Origin of the sequence: Fervidicoccus fontis Kam940 (assembly GCF_000258425.1) — an archaeon.
In the GTDB taxonomy this organism is placed as follows: domain Archaea; phylum Thermoproteota; class Thermoprotei_A; order Sulfolobales; family Fervidicoccaceae; genus Fervidicoccus; species Fervidicoccus fontis.
In genome coordinates, this window is the sequence record NC_017461.1 from 245954 (window position 1) to 265980 (window position 20027).

Consider the following 20027-nt stretch of genomic DNA (forward strand, 5'->3'; position numbering starts at 1 on the left):
ATTCTAAAGACACCTTTAGTAATTCAAATATTTAAGAGCATTTGAGTAGGAATTTCTCAGATTTTCTAAATTTCTGTCATAGAGCATTCTTATATCGCTTAGATTCAATAAAGCCATAGCAAGCCTGTCCAGGCCCATTCCCCAAGCACCAACAGGATGTTTTATATCGAAAATTTCAAGCACCTCTGGCCTGAACATTCCTGCACCAAAAACTTCGACATAGCCTAAGTTACCAATTTTCACGTAACCCTCTACACTAGGCTCAGTAAACGGGAAGTAAGCTGGCTTAAAAATAAGCTCCTCAAATCCCATTTTTTTAAAGAACAGCTTCAGCATTCCTAAAAACTTGCTAAATGACATGTCCTTCTCGGATATGATCGCATCAAATTGATAAAACTCAGGTAGATGCCTTGCATCTATAACATCCGGCCTGAAGACTTTCCCTATTGTAAAAAATCTAAACGGAGCCTCAGGACTTAAGCTTAAAGTCCTTCCCGAAACCACTGTAGTCTGCGTCCTAAGTATTAATCTTTTTGCCACCTCTTGATCCCACTTATATCTCCATCCGATGCTACCAGTTTTTCCGCCATATTCATGAACTTCTCTAGTCTTCTCGATCAGCTCCTTTCTAGCAAATATTTCCTTTACTTCTTTATCAATCCAAAAAGTATCGTGTATTTCTCTAGAAGGATGATCCTGAGCTTGAAATAGAACGTCAAAATTCCAAAATTCCTGTTCAATTATCGAACCGTAGACTTCTTTAAATCCAAGCTCTAAAAGTATCATTTTAATTTTCTCAATAAATTTGCTGTAAAAATGCTGAATACCGGGATAAACTTTAGGAGGCTCAGCCTCAACGTTATATTCTTTGAATTTTACTTCTCTCCATTTGCCGCTCACAATGATTGAAGAGGTTATTTTTGAGACGACCGATTCTCCTTTTTCAAGCACTTCCTTTATTTTCTTAGCTTCAGGCTTGATCTTTCTTTCCTTTAGAATTTTTTTCTCAATAAGACCTCTCTTTATTAAGATCTCTATTCTTTCTTTAAATCCTTCTACGCTCTCGCTTCTTTCTATTTTTAAAAGAATTTCTTTGTCTTTCTTTAGCTCTTCTACCTTTTCTGGAATTAACTTAACTTTACCATTTTTTATGTCTATTAAACCTCTCTTCTTCCCTGCAGCAAGCGCAATTGGGAGAATCTTTCTGTCTATGTTTTTCTCGAGCTCTTTCATATCTATTTCCTGTTTTTCTCTTAAAGCATCCAATAATGCTTCTTCCGGAAATCCCTTTTCGAGGACTTTTTTTCCTTCTTCCGTTAACTTATATTGTATCTTATAATTTACCTCCTCTCTCACCAAACCCTTAGATTTTAAAAGTTCAACTACAGCATTCGCTGTGGAGATAGGAATATTGCAACCGCTAGCTAATTCTTCTATACTGAAGACTTCATTTTTATCAGCTAAGAATTTTACAACCTTTTGCTCATTATCGCTTAATTCATACTTACTTTCCATCACAACCGCCAAAAGACATATATTTATATAAGTTTGAGATTTTTCAAACTTAACTGATAATTAATAAAAACCAATTTAAATAAATTTTCAGTTAACTTTTAGTCGGTGATTCCCTTGGAAAAAGGCATAGGAATAATAGGAGCAGGCTACATGGGACAGGCACATATAAGAGTTCTATCTGAAATTGCGAAGAAATATAGCTTAAAGATAACCTTTGTAGTGGAACCTGACATAAATAAAGGAATGGATATATCCGCTAAGTATCAGCTAAGATATTACCAAACACTATCCGAAGCAATAAAGAATGAGGAAAATTTTATAGCATTTGTTTCTTCGCCCACATCCACTCACTTAGACTACATTGATGAGCTTTTGTCTAATGGAATTGAATACATTTTTGTGGAAAAGCCGCTGGGAAGCGATATAAATAGAGCAAAAGAGATTTTTAAAAAATATGGAAGAAATGTGTTAGAAAAGGTAATGGTCGGTCATATAGAAAGGTTTAACCCTGCGTTTGTAGAGTTCAAAAAAATTGTAAAAGAGGAAAGTGTGCTAGGAGACCCCATAAGTATTACTTCGAGAAGAGTTGGGCCTTTTGCGGGCAGAATTAGAGATACTGGAGTAATATTAGATCTAGCAATTCATGACATAGACCTCTCTCTAAGTCTCTTTGATAATGAACCTAAAGGAATAGATTCTTACAAGTACAATGTTTATAGCAAGGAGTACGAAGACTCTTGCTTTATAATACTGAATTACGGAAAATTCCTCCACTTTATAGAGGCCAACAGAGTTACCCCATATAAAGAGAGGAAAGCTATATTTACAGGCACTAAAGGCATAGGTATAATAGATTATATGCAACAGTCATTAGAAGTATTTACTGGTCTATGGAAAATGGAAAGATCTGTTAACAAGAGAGAGCCTTTGGCTGTTGAAGACGAAGCATTCCTTAATGCTGTTATTAAAAAAGAAAAAGTCCCTGTGACTTTTGAAGATGGAATTAGAAGCCTAGAAATCGCATTAAAGGCTTTAGAAATAGCGAAAAATAACAATAAATAATTTTTAATAAAGTTAAGCTTATTTATTTGCACTGACTTATTAATGATATTAGCCCGCTAGTCTCACGTCCTCAGAAACGCCATAAGGCGGATGAAGATGAAAGAGGAACGGTTAAGCGGGCAAAATTCTCAATCTAACAAATCTGAGTATATAGCTTTCTTAAGCTTTTTTCTATATTCTTTATCTCTGATCAGCTTTAAAGACATTGTCAAGAAAAGCTTTGGGGAAAAAATAGGAAATAGAATAAAATTTTGGTGTTCATCGTAATCTATTGCTTTGCTGGATATTATCGAATAATTTTTAGATATGAAGCTAATTGTTTCATCTAATAATTCCTGATTACTTGGATTATGAAATACTCTAGAAATCCTCTCCTGTTTTTTCAGCTCTCTAAGGACATTAAAAATATTGCTTTTTATTTTTTCAAACACGTCCTCACAATTTATTCGCGTTACGTCAAAGTTTAAAGCCTTACTTATGCCATATATACCACCACCACTAAGCGGCTTCGACATTCCGAGAGCATCTCCAATTGCTATGACTTTTTTTGGAAATGCTACAGCTTCAGGTAAAGATACATTTATGACTCCGCCGTAGCTTTTTACAATTTTTATCCTATTATTCCCAAATAGTTCGTTCTCAAACTTATTAAGCGATAGCGGTATTTTTTTAGGGTCAAGAGACCCCAGTCCCAAAATGAATGTTCCTCTATTTAATGGAACTTTCCAGCTGAAAAATCCTGGAGAAAGATAATGATTAAAATAAACAGAAATATAATTTTCTTCTTTTATATTTCCCTCAATTTCAATAAGTCTGTTGATTCCTATTATTTGACTTGTTCTTTTATGCAAAAAAGGAGGAGGATTTTGCTGTATTGAGTTTCCCCAAGCTAACACTATATTATTAAAATCTTCAATTTTTTTCGTAGAAAAGTTGTAAAATCTGTCATGATCAACTAAAGCTACCTTTGTCTTTAAATAAACATTAACTCCTAATCCTTCAGCTATTTTTAACAGCTTTTTTTCCAAGCAAACTCTGTCAATACTGAATATTGGCTCATTTAGTTTTAATTTAATGCTTTCACCATTTGAATTAAAAAAAAGCGATCTCTGTAAATTCTTTTTTGATACACTCATCTATTGGCGCATTCATCATCTTTAATGTCTTCTTGGAAACTATGCCTGTACAGTGCTCAGGGAGGCCCACTTCTGTATGCTCTTCATATAAATAAACATTGCAACCTGATTCGGAGAGTCTTATAGAAGTAAGGAGGCCTGATATGCCTCCACCTATTACACCTGTTTTCAAAAAATACACCTTTATGGAAAAACGTTTAAGCTCCTGTATATTGTAATTTTTCTTGATTCTTCTTCTAGCAAAAGCCAATCATCATAGCTCATCTTCCAATCTGCGGCACCAACATTTTCTATAACTTGTTCAGGATTCTTCGCTCCTGGAATTACTATCACATTATCATATGAAGTGAGGAGCCAGTTTAGCGATACTTGCGAGGGAATTTTTCCGTATTTTTCTGCAATTCCTTTAACAAGATCTATTAGCGGCATAATATTTTTAAAGTTCTCAGGATAGAAGATGGGCTCATTCTGTCTTACATCAGAGAATTTAGGAAGATTTTCTGCTGTATATTTTCCGGAAAGGGCTCCTTTTGCGAGAGGACTCCATGCTATTATTGACATATCGTTTTGTAAAGCATGCGGTATTATTTCTTTTTCCGCATCCCTTTCAATCAAATTATATCTTACTTGATTGCTTACTACTTCTTCCCTAGAAAGGCAGAAGTTTGCCTCTTCAACTAATATTGAAGGAAAATTGCTAACACCGATATATCTCACCAAACCCTGAATTACCAATTTTTCCAAAGCCCTCATGTATTCGCATGTAGGTATATTATTCCAAAGAGGAGGAGAATGCACTTGAAGAAGGTCAATGCTCTCCTTTCTCAGTCTTCTTAAGCTTCCTCTTACAGCCCTCAATACGTCGTGATAGCCAAGCATCTCTCCGGGTATTTTAGTAGCTACAAATACTTTCTCTTTGAGATTGAGCTCCTCGAGAGCTCTCCCTACGAAATCTTCACTCTTCCCTCTTCCATATGCTATTGCAGTATCAATCATGTTTATCCCATTGTCAACTGCCGTACTGATAATCTTTTTTATCATCTCATAATCCAACAGTCCCCAAGATTCACTGAACTGCCAAGCTCCTAAACTTACAGCACTTATTTTTTCTTCTGTTGAACCTAAAGATCTGTATTCCATTTTTTCACCTTAAACATTATTTAATCTTCTTTCTAAAAAATTTATTTAAAAGTTCGAATAATAACCAATTAAACATAAAAAAATAAAAATGGTGTTATTTAATGAAAACTCCTTGGAAAAAACCTTTTCCACCCAGATGCCTTACAATTGCCGGAAGTGATAGCGGAGGAGGGGCTGGGATACAAGCAGATCTCAAGACTTTTACAGTTCATGGAGTATATGGAATGGTTGCAATAACAAGCATTACAGCACAGAATACAAAAGAAGTAAGAGCTATTTATGATGTTTCTCCTGAAGTAGTTGCATCACAGATAGAAGCAGTTTCGGATGATATAGGAGTAGATGCGGCTAAAACAGGAATGCTAAGCAACAAGGAAATAATCCATGCAGTTTCCGGCGTTTTAAAAAAATACGACTTTCCTCTCGTTATCGATCCTGTTATGGTCGCTAAAAGCGGAGCTAAATTGCTGAAGGATGATGCTATTGAAGCGTTGAAAAATGAGCTTTTACCGAGGGCGAAAATTGTTACTCCAAATAGAATGGAAGCTGAAATTCTTTCCAATGAAAAAATACAAACTATTGATGATGCTATAAAAGCTGCAAAAAAAATAAAAAAAGAATATGTTCCTGAAGCCGTTGTCGTGAAGGGAGGTCATATTTCAGAAGATAGTAAATATGCTGTTGACGTCTTGTACGTTGAAGACCACGCAATTCTACTAGAAGGTGAGAGGGTTAATGGATGTACTCATGGGACAGGTTGTAGCTTTAGTGCTTCTATAGCTGCTAATTTAGCCTGGGGATACGATATTATTGAAGCTGTAAAAAATGCGAAAGAATTCATTACTCATTCAATAAAAACTGGCATTAATTACGGAAGTGGACATTGCCCTGTAAATTCTTCATCTTGGATATACATTCCTGCAGAGAAGTTCAATATAATAAAAAATCTTGAGCAAGCAGTAAGTCTTTTAGTAGATAATAGTGAGGAATTCGTTAAGTATTACCCGGAAGTTGGCATTAATTTAGCAATGAGCCTTCCTTCATGGTACGTAAAAGATGAAAATGATGTAGCAGGGATTCCTGGGAGAATAATAAGAATTGGAAAGAAGCTAGAGGCGTGTTATAAGCCTGAATTTGGAGCTTCGAAGCATGTAGCAAAAAGCATTATAGCAATTCAGAAGCACGACCCCTCAATTAGAGCAGCTATGAATTTAGTATATGATGAGAGTTTCTTAGAAAATGCCGAAAGGCTTGGATACATCATTTCAGGATTTGACAGAAAGTTTGAACCTGAAGATGTCAAGAAAACTGAAGGAGCCACCACACCATGGGGCATTGATTTTGCAATCAAAAAAATTGGGAAGGTGCCTGATATCATATATGATGTAGGAGAGCCTGGAAAAGAAGCATTAGTCTTCATATTTGGACAAAGCGCTAAGGATGTAGTAGAAAAAGCGCTTAGGATTATAAGAAGTAATTAATAAGAGAAAAACATATTTTATTTTCTCACTTTATATAATAATAAGGTGGTTTCTTTTGAACAACTGTTTAAAGATTTTTTACCATGGACATTCATGCTTTGAAGTAAAAACTGGTTCAAATTCAATTTTATTTGATCCTCATCCAGGAGAAAGCATAGGGCTAAAGCCCATTGAAACAAAAGCAGACATCGTTTTAATAACGCACGAACATTTTGATCACAACGCAAAAGAAAATGTAGTTAAAGAAAACACACAAGTACTTTCGTCATATTTTGGAGAAAAAAGACTAAATGCTAATGCAGAAGAAATCTTCGTTAAAGGTTTTAAACTTCCACATGATAATCAAGGAGGAAGGAAAAGAGGTTTCGTTGCTGCATATCTTGTAAAGATAAGGAATTTCAAATTGCTTCATCTTGGAGATTTAGGAAGCGATATTTCCAATGAATTGCTAAATGAAGTTAAAAAAGAAAGGATTGACTTTCTATTTATCCCTGTGGGAGGATACTACACAATAGGTCCTCAAGAGGCATGGGAGATTTCAAAAAAAATAAACCCGGAATATATAGTTCCTATGCATTATTGGAGAAAGAATATGAATTTGCCAATAAGTCCTCTAAGTGATTTTCTGAAATTTGTCAATGTTAAAAGAACTGAAACTACAAATCCATTTGAATATTGCAAAGACATAGAGAAAATTGAAAGAGAAATGGAAGTACTTTTATTTAAAGAATACTACTAATTCTTTAATCTTCAATTATTTTTATTCTCGGTTTTTTAACCGCAGACTCTTTTTCCGCTTTCGAGAGATACATTATTATAGCTTTTCGTATTATATCGCTTCTATTTGTACCGCTTTCCTGCGCAAGCATGTCTATTCTTTCCAGCAATTCTTCATCTAGCTTAAATGTAATAATTTTCATCGTCATTTTTACCCCTATAAATAAGTAATGTCTACAATGTTTTATTTAATTATTTGATCGAGTATTACCTTATTAGTAATTAAATAAAAAGACTAATGGCAATACTATATATACTTGTATTTCAGTATTTTTCTTGGAAGGGAAAGACTATGCCAACAGTTCATCTTTCTATCTCAGATAAGCTGTATGATGAGCTCAGAGAGATAGCTGAAGAATATGGCATCCAAATAACAGACCTAATTAAAGTATTTATTAAAAATAATTTAAAAGCAGCAAGACGGGGTACTTTATCTCCAGATAATGAGGATACTGAAAAATTGGAAGAATTGGAAGAAAAGATTGAACAAATTTCAAGCCAAATAATTCAACTTAATAAGTTTACAGAAAGACAGTTAAAAATACAAAACTCTATGATCAAAGCTTTGGAAGAAAAAGTTTCTAACTTAGAGCTTATAATTGATGAGCTGGAAGAAAAAATGGATAATGAAAAACCTTACATTGAACCAGAAATCATGAAATAAACTTGTTAAGTTCGCTGATAGTAAATCAACTTTTAGCTGAAATTGAGCTCGGTAGTAGAAAAAATTATAAAAGGGTTGAATACAATAATTAAAAACTGATACCGCAAGCCTTGTTAAAAGGCTTCCCCCCGTAGCTCAGCGGTAGAGCGGCCGGCTGTAGTGAGACGGCCTCCGAATTAAGGAGGAAGATCTGCCGAAACCGGCAGGTCCCGGGTTCGATGCCCGGCGGGGGGACTCTTCCCCCCAGTCAGCCTTTGAAAATTTCTTAAAAATTGAAAAGCTTTTAAACTATACTTGATTTGGGAAAGCATAAACTTAACTAATAACTATTCTAAAAAATGCAAAATGGTGATTTTTTTGAGCGATGTGGCTATTAAGGCAGAGGATGTATGGAAGATTTATAATCAGAATCACACTGACGAAGTTATTGCCTTAAGAGGTTTGAATTTAGAAATAAAAAAAGGAACGATCACAACTCTTTTAGGAAAGAATGGGGCTGGAAAGACTACATTTTTAAGAATTATTGCAACGCAGTTAATTCCTACAAAAGGAAATATTAGCGTTTTAGGATATGATGTGATTAAAGATGTTTGGAAAATAAGAGAAAAAATAGCTGTAATACCTCAGGACGCTAAACCTCTACTTTTCCCTTCTCCATTGGAGTTCATAAGCTCTTTTCTGGTAATGAGGGGGTATTCATTTTCTGATGCTAGAAAAAGAGCAAAGGAAACGCTCAGCGAATTAGAAATTCCTGAAGAATATTGGAATAGAGCTGCTTGGGATTTAAGCGGTGGATATCAAAGGAGACTTCTTCTAGCCGCAGTAATGGCAAGTGACTCTGAACTAATATTACTCGATGAGCCTAGCGTAGGATTAGACCCTATTGCAAGGATGGAGCTTTGGGGAAAAATAACTCTGTTGAAAAAAATGGGAAAAACTGTTCTTCTCACAACGCATTATATGGAAGAGGCAGAAATGCTCAGCGATCATGTAATTATAATCGACAAAGGAAAGAAGATTTTAGAGGGAAATCCTAAAGAGTTAATAAACAGTTTTAAATGGAAGCATAAGATTGAAGTTCTTGACGAATGCGATATAAGCTTAATGAAGAAAATGGGTGTACTATTCGGTTCAAGACCTCCTTTTGTCATTTATCTAAACTCTTCCATTGATTCTGTTTTAGAAGAACTAAATTCAAATGGCTGCAGGGCTTCTGCTTCCCTAACAACACTTGAGGATGTATTTCTGTATGCTGTAGGTGAGGAAAAATGGAGCATAATAAAAGAAGAATAATATTGCAACTTAGAGGAGCTATATCTCTGGGTTGGCTAAACGGTGTTGTAGCTGCAAGGAGAAATCCGCTTTGGATAATAAGTAATTTGATACCTCCTATTACATTCCTTATACTAATGAAGATATATGCAAGGCCGGAGATGGTGGAATACGCGCTGATTGGAGGTTTTATAATGATCATCGCATCAAATGCGATAGGACTTATGGGGGATACCGTTTTTTATAAGAGGGAAGTTAAATTCCAGGATATGATAGTAGCAAGCCCTATGACGCCTGTGGCATATATGTTCGGTCTTGTGCTTAGTGGAGCTTTCTTCTCTATACCTGGCATAACGTTATTTTTAATATTAATGGCTTATTATCATCTGCTCTCTTTCGTAGCTTTTGGAGTAATAATACTTTCTAGCATTTTATCTCTAGTAGCACTTTCTGGACTAGCATTCACATTAGCAACTTTCGTCAAAGAGCCAAGATTCGTATGGCCTCTCTCTGGAATTTTGTCCTTTTTAATCTCTGTACTTCCTCCCGTTTACTATCCTTGGATCCTGTTAAACAAGTGGCTTGCAGTTATCTCCATGTTTATTCCTTCTAGTTCTGCTGCCGCTTTATTTCAAAAACACTTGGGATTGACTTCATCATTGCCCATGAATGAATTATTTATATGGATAATTTTAATAGTAGAATCCTTACTATTATTAGAGGTTGCCATGAAGCTCAGTAATTGGAGAGAATCGTGAGGTGTTCGAAAATAACAATAAAGGTATTTTTTGATGGATTATATGTAAAAAAAGACGAGGAAGGTATAGGTACTTATGCTTTTGTAATATATAGGAACAAAGAGAAAATTTATGAGGAGATGGGTAAAGTTAGCAGAAAAGAAGGAAGGGTTACGAATAATGCTGCGGAATATATAGCTTTAGAAAAAGCACTTAGATGGATTATTGAAAGAGGACTTAATGATGAGAAAGTTATAATTTTGGGAGATTCTCAACTAGTTATAAGACAATTAAATGGGGAATATAAGATAAAAAGCGAAAATCTTTATCCTTTGTTCTTGCAAATTAAAAACTTGCTTAATAAATTTAAAGATGTTGAAATTTCATGGATACCAAGAGAAGAAAATCAGGAAGCCGATTTTCTGACAAAAAAGGCTTTAAGTCTAAAGTAAAAATAAAAATAATCTTTAAAAATTTTAAACCCTTCTACAAACTTATTTGCCTTAACAAACTGTTTTGAGTTTCATAAAAGTTTATATTTTGATGTTAATGTTTTTTTGCTATTTATAAATCTCTCCGCATTTGATTTCTAGAGTTGAGCTGCTCTGTGAAGGGAAAAGAGCTCTTCCAGAGAGCAGCGATAAGAAGATTGTAGAATTTCTTTGGATGCTTCGCGATAAAATCTATAGAGCCCTCAGATGCTTTAGGATATTGTTGCATGCATAAACATGTTCTCCAAATACCTTGCTCTCGAAAGCCTTTAAGCCATATGCAGAACCAAGAAGGGATGCAGGAGAATAGAGATGATAGGATGATATCGATCTATAGGAACTTATATGAAACTTGACACCCTCTCAGTATTATTAGATGCAAATTTAAATAACTTCTTGTTTCTTAATTACATGCTTTAAAAAGTTTTTGAATTTTAAATTCTTTCAACATGAATCGCTACAACTGGGCAGGATTCTTCGGCTCTCTTTGCGCATTCATAAAGCTCCTCGGGAATTTCACCTTCAGAAATTTCATCTGTCAACTTCATTGAATATTTATCGATAACTCTATTTTTACCATTATCTGAACCTAGTTGAAATATTTCGCTACAAACTGTAGGTGCGACACCACAAGCTATACAAGTTCTTCTATCGACTATAACTCTAATTTTTCCCATTTTTGTCCCCTTTTTTATATTATTAAATAATAAGGTTATATTTTAATTTTTGTCTTTAAAAAAACTTTAAAAAAGATCTTTTTGAAGATCTCAAGCTGGAAAATTAGCTTTTTACTTGATAGGTTTCAATAATATAACCATAAAAGCCGGAAAGAAGCATCTGAATAGCAAAAGATGCTATAATTAAAGACATGAACTTTCCCAAACCGTTAATAAATGTAGGTCCTAAAAGTCTCAATAATGCAATCGATACTATCAACGTTAAATATACGAAAAAGCAAGACAAATACGCAGCTAAAAGAGTATTAATGATTCCATGCAGTTCTCCGAATATAATAAGTGACGTCATAGTTCCCGGGCCTATGATCAAAGGTGTTGCTATTGGAACGACTATCAAATCTCCTGTTTCTACCTCTTTTGGCTTATGTCCCGTAGTCAAAGTGTCAATAGCTACAGTAAGAAGAATTATCCCTCCTGCAATCTTTAAGCTATAATATGAGATGCCAAAAAAAGAAAGTATATATCCGCCAGCTAAAACAAAAATTGTACTGAGAAAAAGAATAGTCAAAAAGACCTTATTTGTTATTGAAAAGAAACCCTCTCTCTGATTGCTTTCGACTAGGTCAGTAAATTTAGGTATAGCTACTAACGGATTCATTACAGCATAGAGCTGTAAAGACAAAACTATTATTTCACTTGCTGAAATATTCATATATATGCTCACCTTTTTTCTTTAAAAATAATTTTGTGCATCTTAAATTTTTAGCTTTTCAAACAAAAATATTCGTACTAGTATTCATTTCGCATTAATGAGGTTTTTAAATTATTGTGCAATTTCTTTATAAAGAAAAAAAGAATAAATTTTAATAATATTATTTCTACGCAAGTTTATAGAAATTTGGTGAATCCATATGTGTAGGTTGTTTGGATTTATAGGAGATCCTGGGTTTGAAGATACCCTTTATAAACCAACATTACATGCATTTGTATCCTCCAGTTATGAAGATCCGTACGCTGCCAATATTTTCAAAAGGGCTAACTTTTCTCATAAAGAAGGTTGGGGGGTATTTACAGCATTAATAAACGGGAGAAAGGTCTCATATAGCATAAGAAAAAGTTTGCATCCAGTATACATAGATAAGCCTAATGATAAGCTTTTAAATAGCGAAGATGAGAGATACTACCGTCCATTTGCAGTTAAAATTTTTCATGCAAGAGCTACAAGCGAAAAATCAACGGTCAATATATTAAATGTTCAGCCATTTGAATTCATGACCACATCTGGTTCAAGACTGATTATAGCACATAATGGTGCAGTAGACAAGCAAAAACTTATTGGAATGATCGACGAAAAAGAAAGCTATAAAAAAATATTTGAAAAGTATAGCGACACATATGTGATGGGAAAATATTTATCATCTATAATTCAAGATGATATAAAACATGAACAAATAAAAAACCTTAAAGAGTTTACTCTTTCCGCTTTGAATATCTCTTTAGTTCTTCTAAATGAAGAAAAAATACAGGTTGTGTTCGGAAACTATTACGTAAACGACGAAGAAAAAGATTACTATAAACTATATGTCAAAAACTTAAGAGATGCGCTGGTGTTTTCTTCATCTACTGCTGTAGATTTTTACTTAAGCGCAGATGACAAGCAAAACTCTGGATGGTTTACACTAAATAATGGCGACTTTTATAAGTTTGAAGTGAATTATTCTAAAAAAATACCAAAGCTTGAAGATTTGACTGTATTTAACATTAGATAAATTTTAATATTTCTTTCTTATAGCATTATAAGTCGAAAGTACATCTTCTATAAATCTATCTTTTTTGTATAAATATGCTGGGTGCCCAGAGCTTTCATATACTTTAAGCTTTCCATTTGGGAGAGATTCTACAAATTTTTTAACCGAATCAAAATCGATTATCGTATCCTTTTCTCCTATAATCACGCAAACCGGAAAATTGTATTTGTTTAAAGAACTTAGTACATATGTATCATCAGTTCCTACTGGGCCTATTAATAACAATCCTGAAACAGGGTTTGATGCGGAATATAAAAGAGCTAAATACCCTCCCATGCTAGCTCCAACCAATAAAGGTGGTTTTAAATCTTTCTTTATTTTTTTAAGTGCTTCTTCCAAAAATGCCTCGTTTTTGTGCATATCTGTATCTTTTGGCTCGCAACTATTTTTTATGCCATAAGGCATATCCAAAGCAATGTAAGGTATTTTTTTCTCGTCAAAAATCTTAAATATCCCCACTTCATTCCATACATCGCTACTAAAGCTATAACCATGTAATAAGACGATGGGACTATCTTCGAGATCTATATTGTCATATATGTAATTACACTGTGTCCTACCTACGCTGATTTTAGAGCTTTTCAATTTTGATCATCTTTTCTACAATAATTATATTAAATATTACATGTAAAATAAAAAATATTTTCGTCAAATTGCCTTAAATATATTGTAATATTTAAAGCAAAGGATTGATGAATATGCATGAAATAGCAATAGCCCAAGGAATTATAGAAGCTATTAAAGAAAAAGCTTTTCACGAAAAAATCAGCGAAGTAAAAGTATTATTTGGAGAGCTACAAAATATAGATATAAACATTGTTATGAATTACGTAACGATGACATTAGAATCATTAAACATAAAAGTAAAGCTTTCATATGAAATTCGGGAAGCCCGATTCAAATGTAACAAATGCGGTTATGAATGGAGTCTGAGCGATGTTAGTTTGAGCGAGGACGAAAGAGAAATGATACATTTTATGCCTGAAGCTGTACACACAGTAGTTTCATGTCCTAATTGTAAAAGCTCTGACTTCGAAGTTCTCGACGGAAAAAATGTTATGATGCTGGTGAGATAATTTGAGTCAGAAATTAATAGATCCCAGAATATTCGGGATAAGAACCAAGACAGCTAATGTAAAAAATATTATTGGAATAGTGAGCAGTAAAGGAGGTGTAGGGAAAACAACCATTTCTACCCTCTTAGCAATAGCACTTAATGAGCTAGGTTTAAAAACAGGGCTTTTAGATCTCGATTTGACCAATCCTAATACGCATTTAATATTAGGAGCTGACATGAAAATTAACTTCGAAGAAGAAAATGGGATAAAACCAGTAATTATAAATGAGATAAAGTACTTCTCTCCTGTCATTTTAACAGAAGGAAGAATTTCCCCTTTAAGAGGAAGAGAAATAGATAGCGCATTAAAAGAACTTCTTTCTATACTCGACTGGGGAAGTCTCGATTTTCTAATAATTGACACCCCTCCTGGAATGTCGGATGAGCTATATGACTTGATAGAATTGCTTCCCCAGATAAAATTGATATTAGTATCTTCTCCTGACAAATTATCTTTGGAAAGCATCAAGAATATGATTAAAAATTTGGAAAAAGAAAATGCAAAAATTTTGGGAATTGTAGTGAACTTGTATAGAACAACCTTCGATGCTTATAAAAACCATAAAGAATTATTAAATAAAGGATTAAAGATGCTAAAGCTTATCTCGTATGACGATACTTTTATTTTTTCATTAGGATCAATAGACAAAGTTAAAAACACAACAGTATTTAAAGAAGTTTATGATATCGCTCTCGAAATATTAAAAGAAGCCAGAAAAGACTGAGGTATTTGATATGAAGCTTAAGGACATATTATATATAGCAGTAATTGCTGCTGGGTATGCTGGATTAACTGTTTTAATCGCTCCAATAGCATATGGTCCAATTCAGGTGAGGATTAGCGATATTTTTTTAGTGCTTCCGTTCAACAAAAAGTTCGGAACAAAGGCTATTTGGGGGCTTACTATTGGCACGTTCATTGCAAATTTAAATTCTCCATATAACCCATATGACCTTATCCTGGGAACTACTGCTTCTTTCATTTCAGCTCTTGCTATCTATCTTTGTGGCAAGTATATCAAGAATAGAAAAGTAGGACTTATAGCTGGAATTGCTGCATCCATTGTAATTGTGGACTTTTTCATAGCCTTTTTGCTCCTAAACTATATATTTAAAGTACCTCTAGGTATAAGCATGCTTGGCGTTACTATAGGTCAAATAATATCTGTAGGTATAGGTGGATATCTACTAGCTATAGGGCTAGAAAAGAAGTTTCCAGAAGAAGGTGAGCAACAAATTGCTGAAAGTCTCCAATCTAACAGTTGAATTTTTTAAAAAAGTGGCTTTAGAAGATATAACTCTTGAACTTCCCCCAGGAGTGCATGCGATTTTGGGACCGAATTCCAGCGGAAAATCGACTCTACTGAAAGCGATTGCCTCTTTAATTCCAATAAAAAAGGGAGAAGTTATATATGATGGAATTTCAATCTCTAAACTTCCGCCCAAAAAAAGAGCTCAAATTGTTGGATATTGTTGGCAAAATCCGTATCAAGGTTTTTTTGAAGATAGTGTGAAGAGGGAAATCGAGTTTATCCTCAAAAATACAAACGCAAAAGCCTCCGAAGAAGTCTTAGAAATACTTGGTGTAAATAAGCTATACGAAAAAAATCCATTTAGGCTAAGCGGAGGAGAAGCTAGAAGAGTGAGCATTGCTAGTATAGTTGTCGCTGATCAACCGATAATACTGCTTGATGAACCTTTCAATGATATGGATTTGGATGGTTATTTATCTATAGTAAATCTTTTAAGCTTTTTCAGAAAAAGAAACAAGACCGTTATTATAGCTTTAAACAATTCTATGCACCTTAATTTAGTTAAACCTGATGATGTATTTGTTATATACAGTGGAAGGATCGTTGAAAAGACGACTCTTAGAGAATTGAATGATGATGTCTTAGAAAAGTACAATATTGTAACGAGGAAGCTGATCCTTGAATCCGCTTGCTGAGGTTATAAAAGCCAAAGAAATAGATACTTGGCTACATAAAGAAAAATCTTTTTATTTAAAGATTTTCTTGCTATTTTTTACAGTTTTCGGAGCCTTTTATCCAAATAGAATAGATGTTATGATTTTTGATTCTATTTTGCTAGCATCTTTATTTATTTCTGGAAAGCTTTACGATCTTTTTATCAGTTTGATATTTTTATATTCAATGACTATTCTTCCAATTGAGCTGATAAGCTTTTTAAGTGGAACGAATGTTAGTTATCTTATATTTCTAGCAATTTACACCCTTTCCACTGTTCTTTCTTTTTTCTTATTTACTTCGACGACAAAAAATGAAACGATCGAAGAGAAGATTAAAATAAAAGTGCTTATATATTCTTTCAATTTCATTTATTATGCAATTTATGAGCTCCAAGAAATAATAAACAGTTTTAAAGTAAGAGGATATCAAGTTTCTTATTTAAAACCTTGGAAAGCTGTTCCTATTTTGGTAAGCTATGTATATTTATTGTCGCAAAGACTAGACATGATAGAAATTTCAGTTGAAGCGAGAGGTGGAGATTGAACATATTTATTTATAAAAATAACTCATTAAATATTGGTATTACAAAGCTGAAAAGTATATTAAATTGATGCTGTTTATCAATAATTTTAAGGGCCCGTAGCCTAGCCAGGATCAAGGTACCGGCCTTCGGAGCCGGGGATCCCGGGTTCAAATCCCGGCGGGCCCGCATGAATTTTTCTTTTCAAATTTTTATTAGTTTTTTTAAATGACTTGCCGAATAGCTGTTGGAAAGAGTAATACGGATAAAAATATTTTTCTCTAATTTTTATCAAAAAAGACTTCACGTAATAAAGTATATTCTTTTAATAATTTATTAATGAGAAATGCCTAGACAAACTATTTTGAGTTCCATATAAGCTTATAAGTTCGGTATCAAATTATATCAAGACCTATGAAGCTCGAACCCCTAAGAATTAAATTCCTCTTTTCTCCTAATATAATGTTAGATTTATTTTATTTATATTTGCTAATAAAATTAGCAAACTTTTATAATTATAAATAATATAAAATATTATAATAAGGTTAGTATTTTAAAAATCTTGTGCGAGTTATAAAAGAAAAATTAGAGAAAAGTTTTTATATCATGATGAAATATTTTCTAAAATCTTAAGATCCAAAAATAAAAATTTCAATCAATAAGATGGGGAAAATGGATGGATAATCCTTCAAATAATAGTTCATCAGAAAAAACACAGACGGAAAAAAGTTCACAGCCAAAATTGAAAAAAGTTTTGACTTTTACTGATATTTTCTTGGTTTCTCTAACAGGAATGATCGGTTCTGCGTGGCTTTTTTCCGCTTTAGGAGCATTAAACTATATGGGACCTGCTGCTATACTTTCTTGGATAGTTGCAGCTATTTTGTTTGTTTTCATGATAGTGACATTTGCAGAGCTCGGGGGTCTATTTCCTTATAGCGGAGGAATCGCTAGATATAACCACTACACACATGGGCCAATCAGCAATTTCTTTTTGAGTTGGGCATATCTAATTAGTTCAATAACCACTTCACCTGTTGAAGCTGTCGCTATTGTTGAATATTCCAGTGCATGGTTGAAATGGGCCTGGAACCCCGAGAAAAACGTTCTTACTCCTGAAGGCATGGGTCTAGCGGCGCTTTTGATAATTTTCTTCTTTATAATTCAGTATATAGGTGTCAGCACTTACCAATGGTTCAACAGAATTATAACAGCGCTAAAATTTGTAATCCCAGTTTTGACGATAATTTTGATATTTACGATGTACTTTGATGGAAGGAATTTTATGGGATTACCAGGAGGATTTTTCCCATTTGGAGCAGCAAGCATTTTAACAGGTTCAATAATCAGCGGTGTAGTATTTGCTTATGAAGGATTTGAAGAAGGACTTATGTATGCTGGAGAGGCTAAAAATCCGCAGAGAGATGTCCCATTAGGTATAATAACAGCATTGTTTGTAGTTGCAGCTATCTACATCCTCCTTCAGGTAGCTTATATAGGGGGCATAAACTGGTCTGCAGCAAGAGTATCTCCAGGAGATTGGACAGGGCTTTATAATGCTTGGGGATCCTCTCCATTTTACTATGAACTAGTTTCGACAGGCGTTCCTCTGTTGGTCGGATTTGCAGTAATAATCGCTATTGATGCAATACTTTCCCCTGCTGGCACATTTGCAGCGTATGTAGGAAGTACTGCTAGGCAAATATTTGCGATGGCAAAAATTGGATATCTGCCAGAAATTTTTGGGAGTATTCACAAGAAGTACAGAACTCCATGGGTCGCTTTGATCTTTTCAACTATTATTGCCATCATATTCTTAATGCCATTCCCAACTTGGTATAGTATAATGAGCGTTTCAGTTTCTGCAGCTGTTTATTCCTACATGACCGGCGGAATTACAGCACATGCACTGAAAAAACTTGTGCCAGATCTTAAAAGACCATATAAGACTCCATTTTGGCAGTTGTTCTATCCTGCCGCCTTCGTTGTAGCATCTCTATTCGTTTACTGGTCTGGCTGGAGCGTAGTAAATGTAATCATTGAAGTTTTGCTAATAGGATTGCCCCTGCTATTTTTAGGTCCTTATGGAAAGAAGTTGTCTGTTTCCAGATCGTTCATTTATGCGATATCATTATTTGTATGGATCGGTACAGGATCTGCAATAGGACTTTACTATTATGTATTGGATGGAATGGGAATTCAAGGGTTCATCATATACTGGTCATTAGTGTCTTTGATACAGATCATAACCCTTTCTCTAATATGGTTAAAGACAAAATCCCCAGATATAAAAGCGTCGTCTTGGCTCATCATATATAACATAGTCATAGGAATCGTCTCTTACATAGGTAGTTTAGGAGCCCTTTCATCGCCACTCTTGCCAGTACCATATGATATAATTGTAATGATAATAGTCTCTTTGCTAGTATACTATATAGGTTTGAAAGTAGCATACAAAACTGAAGATCTAGAAAAAATAGAGAAAACAGGTATTGTCCCAGAGGAGTAATTTAATTTTTCAATTTCTTTTTTTAATTTATAGCTGAAAGCCTAATTTTTCTGGGAAAAAATAAAAAGCTTATACTTTTTATTTTATTTTCAGTTTTGATACTAAGTACTAAAAAGTGTGTATTCATTGAATGAAAGGTTGTTTCTAGAAAAAAAGTTAGGAGATAATGATAAATTTTCAAAGGAGGATCTCTGATCACGCCACTTCCCTACAGATGAAGGATATAAAAATCAGTCTCTGTGAGCTGAGCCTACCAATTCTAATAACGAAGTTACGTTGTGAAATCTTAGCCAATTTTCTAGTCCACCTAAAATAGATTTTATGGTATGTTTGGGGTCATCATTCGAAATCAATGCAGAACCTATTTGAATGGCTTTTGCGCCTGCTGAGATGAATTCAGCGGCGTCCTTCCAATCTTTCACTCCTCCACTTCCGATGATTTCTGCTCTGTACTCTCTATATACATCATAAATTACTCTGACTGCAATCGGATGTATAGGCGGACCTGATAAACCTCCATGAATATTAGAAAGTACTGGCTTTAATGTATATACATCTATATAAATAGCCTTTACAGTATTTATCAAACCTAAAGCTTTTGCACCAGCCTCAAGTGCTTTGCCTGAAGCTTCAACTATTTTATCATTCAGACCAAGCTTTGCTATAACAGGTATTTTTATAATTGATGAAACATTCTTTACAACGTTGAAAACGTTTCGAGGGTCGGCACCTATTTCTAGACCATATCCTTTCGTATGGGGGCAACTTAGATTTAGCTCAATAGCATTAGCTCCAGAGATCTCCGCCTCCTTTGCTACTTCTGAGAATTCATCCTCATTAGTACCACCAACACTCACAATAATAGGGATGTTGAGCTCTTTTGCCTCTTCTACAAGCTCTTTTATAGTACCTTTTCCCGGATTTTCTAGCCCAACAGCATTAATGAGTCCCCCATTCGGCAAAGAGAGAATTATCGGAGGTTTGTTGCCAATTCTTGGCATCGGAGTTATAGTTTTTGAAACCACTGCTCCAAAACCATATTCATATAGCCTTTTTATCGCTTCCTTGTTCTGTCCTAATATTCCACTTGCATTCATTAATGGATTCTTTAAAATTATTCCCGCTAATTCTATATTTAATGTCATTAATAT

At 34.2% G+C, this 20027-nt stretch carries 23 protein-coding genes and 2 tRNA genes; 16 read left to right on the top strand and 9 right to left on the bottom strand.

Annotated features, from left to right (window positions below; genetic code table 11):
* Positions 1-15: 15 nt before the first annotated feature.
* Entirely contained in the window at positions 16-1515 is a 1500-nt protein-coding gene (gene pheS, locus FFONT_RS01255) for a phenylalanine--tRNA ligase subunit alpha (protein ID WP_014557397.1), read from the bottom strand.
* Positions 1516-1629: 114 nt separating this feature from the next.
* Here pheS and FFONT_RS01260 point away from each other — a divergent pair, with 114 nt between their 5' ends.
* On the top strand, positions 1630-2577 hold the full coding sequence (locus tag FFONT_RS01260; RefSeq protein WP_148683477.1) for a Gfo/Idh/MocA family protein: 948 nt from the start codon (positions 1630-1632) through the stop codon (positions 2575-2577).
* 128 nt (positions 2578-2705) lie between these two features.
* Here the strand turns inward: FFONT_RS01260 and FFONT_RS01265 are convergent, their stop codons facing one another.
* The 3 genes from FFONT_RS01265 to FFONT_RS01275 all read right to left on the bottom strand — a co-directional run bounded on the left by FFONT_RS01265 (position 2706) and on the right by FFONT_RS01275 (position 4853).
* Positions 2706-3605, bottom strand: a complete 900-nt coding sequence (locus FFONT_RS01265) for a geranylgeranyl reductase family protein (protein ID WP_148683478.1) — start codon at positions 3603-3605, stop codon at positions 2706-2708.
* 64 nt (positions 3606-3669) lie between these two features.
* A complete protein-coding gene (locus tag FFONT_RS01270) occupies positions 3670-3885 on the bottom strand; it encodes an NAD(P)/FAD-dependent oxidoreductase (RefSeq protein ID WP_158308281.1) in 216 nt (71 codons plus the stop codon).
* An 11-nt stretch (positions 3886-3896) separates the two neighbouring features.
* Positions 3897-4853, bottom strand: a complete 957-nt coding sequence (locus tag FFONT_RS01275; RefSeq protein WP_014557399.1) for an aldo/keto reductase — start codon at positions 4851-4853, stop codon at positions 3897-3899.
* 101 nt (positions 4854-4954) lie between these two features.
* Here FFONT_RS01275 and FFONT_RS01280 point away from each other — a divergent pair, with 101 nt between their 5' ends.
* Together FFONT_RS01280 and FFONT_RS01285 are read left to right on the top strand one after the other, a co-directional pair.
* Positions 4955-6334, top strand: a complete 1380-nt coding sequence (locus FFONT_RS01280; RefSeq protein WP_014557400.1) for a bifunctional hydroxymethylpyrimidine kinase/phosphomethylpyrimidine kinase — start codon at positions 4955-4957, stop codon at positions 6332-6334.
* 55 nt (positions 6335-6389) lie between these two features.
* Positions 6390-7073: an MBL fold metallo-hydrolase gene (locus tag FFONT_RS01285; RefSeq protein ID WP_014557401.1), complete on the top strand. Its 684-nt coding sequence runs from the start codon at positions 6390-6392 to the stop codon at positions 7071-7073.
* A 4-nt stretch (positions 7074-7077) separates the two neighbouring features.
* Here FFONT_RS01285 and ccr1 read toward each other — a convergent pair whose 3' ends face one another.
* Positions 7078-7260: an aCcr1 family cell cycle regulator gene (gene ccr1 / locus FFONT_RS01290; RefSeq protein WP_169311376.1), complete on the bottom strand. Its 183-nt coding sequence runs from the start codon at positions 7258-7260 to the stop codon at positions 7078-7080.
* A 143-nt stretch (positions 7261-7403) separates the two neighbouring features.
* On the opposite strand from ccr1, the gene FFONT_RS07070 reads away from it, so the two are divergent.
* From FFONT_RS07070 to rnhA, 5 genes are all read left to right on the top strand, one after another.
* Complete coding sequence (locus tag FFONT_RS07070; protein WP_211206244.1) at positions 7404-7775, top strand: hypothetical protein; 372 nt, start codon at positions 7404-7406, stop codon at positions 7773-7775.
* 124 nt (positions 7776-7899) lie between these two features.
* Positions 7900-8009, top strand: a tRNA-Tyr gene (locus FFONT_RS01300).
* A gap of 132 nt (positions 8010-8141) precedes the next feature.
* On the top strand, positions 8142-9068 hold the full coding sequence (locus tag FFONT_RS01305) for an ABC transporter ATP-binding protein (protein ID WP_244403694.1): 927 nt from the start codon (positions 8142-8144) through the stop codon (positions 9066-9068).
* Positions 9044-9805 (top strand): ABC transporter permease, encoded by a 762-nt coding sequence (locus tag FFONT_RS01310; protein ID WP_148683481.1) that lies wholly within the window; start codon positions 9044-9046, stop codon positions 9803-9805. The genes FFONT_RS01305 and FFONT_RS01310 overlap by 25 nt, the downstream gene beginning before the upstream one ends.
* On the top strand, positions 9802-10236 hold the full coding sequence (gene rnhA / locus FFONT_RS01315) for a ribonuclease HI (RefSeq protein ID WP_014557406.1): 435 nt from the start codon (positions 9802-9804) through the stop codon (positions 10234-10236). Before FFONT_RS01310 ends, rnhA begins: the two co-directional genes overlap by 4 nt.
* A 473-nt stretch (positions 10237-10709) precedes the next feature.
* Here the strand turns inward: rnhA and FFONT_RS01320 are convergent, their stop codons facing one another.
* Positions 10710-10952 (bottom strand): ferredoxin, encoded by a 243-nt coding sequence (locus FFONT_RS01320; protein ID WP_014557408.1) that lies wholly within the window; start codon positions 10950-10952, stop codon positions 10710-10712.
* 103 nt (positions 10953-11055) lie between these two features.
* Entirely contained in the window at positions 11056-11664 is a 609-nt protein-coding gene (locus FFONT_RS01325; protein ID WP_211206245.1) for a MarC family protein, read from the bottom strand.
* 199 nt (positions 11665-11863) lie between these two features.
* On the opposite strand from FFONT_RS01325, the gene FFONT_RS01330 reads away from it, so the two are divergent.
* Complete coding sequence (locus FFONT_RS01330; protein WP_148683483.1) at positions 11864-12721, top strand: class II glutamine amidotransferase domain-containing protein; 858 nt, start codon at positions 11864-11866, stop codon at positions 12719-12721.
* A gap of 3 nt (positions 12722-12724) precedes the next feature.
* Here FFONT_RS01330 and FFONT_RS01335 read toward each other — a convergent pair whose 3' ends face one another.
* Positions 12725-13345 (bottom strand): alpha/beta fold hydrolase, encoded by a 621-nt coding sequence (locus FFONT_RS01335; RefSeq protein ID WP_148683484.1) that lies wholly within the window; start codon positions 13343-13345, stop codon positions 12725-12727.
* Positions 13346-13452: 107 nt separating this feature from the next.
* Between FFONT_RS01335 and FFONT_RS01340 the strand changes: the two genes are divergently transcribed.
* The 7 genes from FFONT_RS01340 (at position 13453) to FFONT_RS01370 (ending at position 18876) form a co-directional block, all read left to right on the top strand.
* A complete protein-coding gene (locus FFONT_RS01340) occupies positions 13453-13836 on the top strand; it encodes a hydrogenase/urease maturation nickel metallochaperone HypA (RefSeq protein ID WP_014557412.1) in 384 nt (127 codons plus the stop codon).
* 1 nt (position 13837) lies between these two features.
* Positions 13838-14602: a P-loop NTPase gene (locus FFONT_RS01345; RefSeq protein ID WP_014557413.1), complete on the top strand. Its 765-nt coding sequence runs from the start codon at positions 13838-13840 to the stop codon at positions 14600-14602.
* A 10-nt stretch (positions 14603-14612) separates the two neighbouring features.
* Positions 14613-15143 (top strand): QueT transporter family protein, encoded by a 531-nt coding sequence (locus tag FFONT_RS01350; protein ID WP_014557414.1) that lies wholly within the window; start codon positions 14613-14615, stop codon positions 15141-15143.
* Positions 15115-15825, top strand: a complete 711-nt coding sequence (locus tag FFONT_RS01355; RefSeq protein ID WP_158308283.1) for an energy-coupling factor ABC transporter ATP-binding protein — start codon at positions 15115-15117, stop codon at positions 15823-15825. Before FFONT_RS01350 ends, FFONT_RS01355 begins: the two co-directional genes overlap by 29 nt.
* Positions 15809-16390 (top strand): hypothetical protein, encoded by a 582-nt coding sequence (locus FFONT_RS01360; protein WP_014557416.1) that lies wholly within the window; start codon positions 15809-15811, stop codon positions 16388-16390. Before FFONT_RS01355 ends, FFONT_RS01360 begins: the two co-directional genes overlap by 17 nt.
* Positions 16391-16480: 90 nt before the next feature.
* A tRNA-Arg gene (locus tag FFONT_RS01365) sits at positions 16481-16556 on the top strand.
* 487 nt (positions 16557-17043) lie between these two features.
* Complete coding sequence (locus FFONT_RS01370; RefSeq protein WP_014557417.1) at positions 17044-18876, top strand: APC family permease; 1833 nt, start codon at positions 17044-17046, stop codon at positions 18874-18876.
* A 230-nt stretch (positions 18877-19106) separates the two neighbouring features.
* On the opposite strand, the gene pyrD is transcribed toward FFONT_RS01370, so the two are convergent.
* Positions 19107-20021: a dihydroorotate dehydrogenase PyrD gene (gene pyrD, locus FFONT_RS01375; RefSeq protein WP_148683485.1), complete on the bottom strand. Its 915-nt coding sequence runs from the start codon at positions 20019-20021 to the stop codon at positions 19107-19109.
* Positions 20022-20027: the final 6 nt, after the last annotated feature.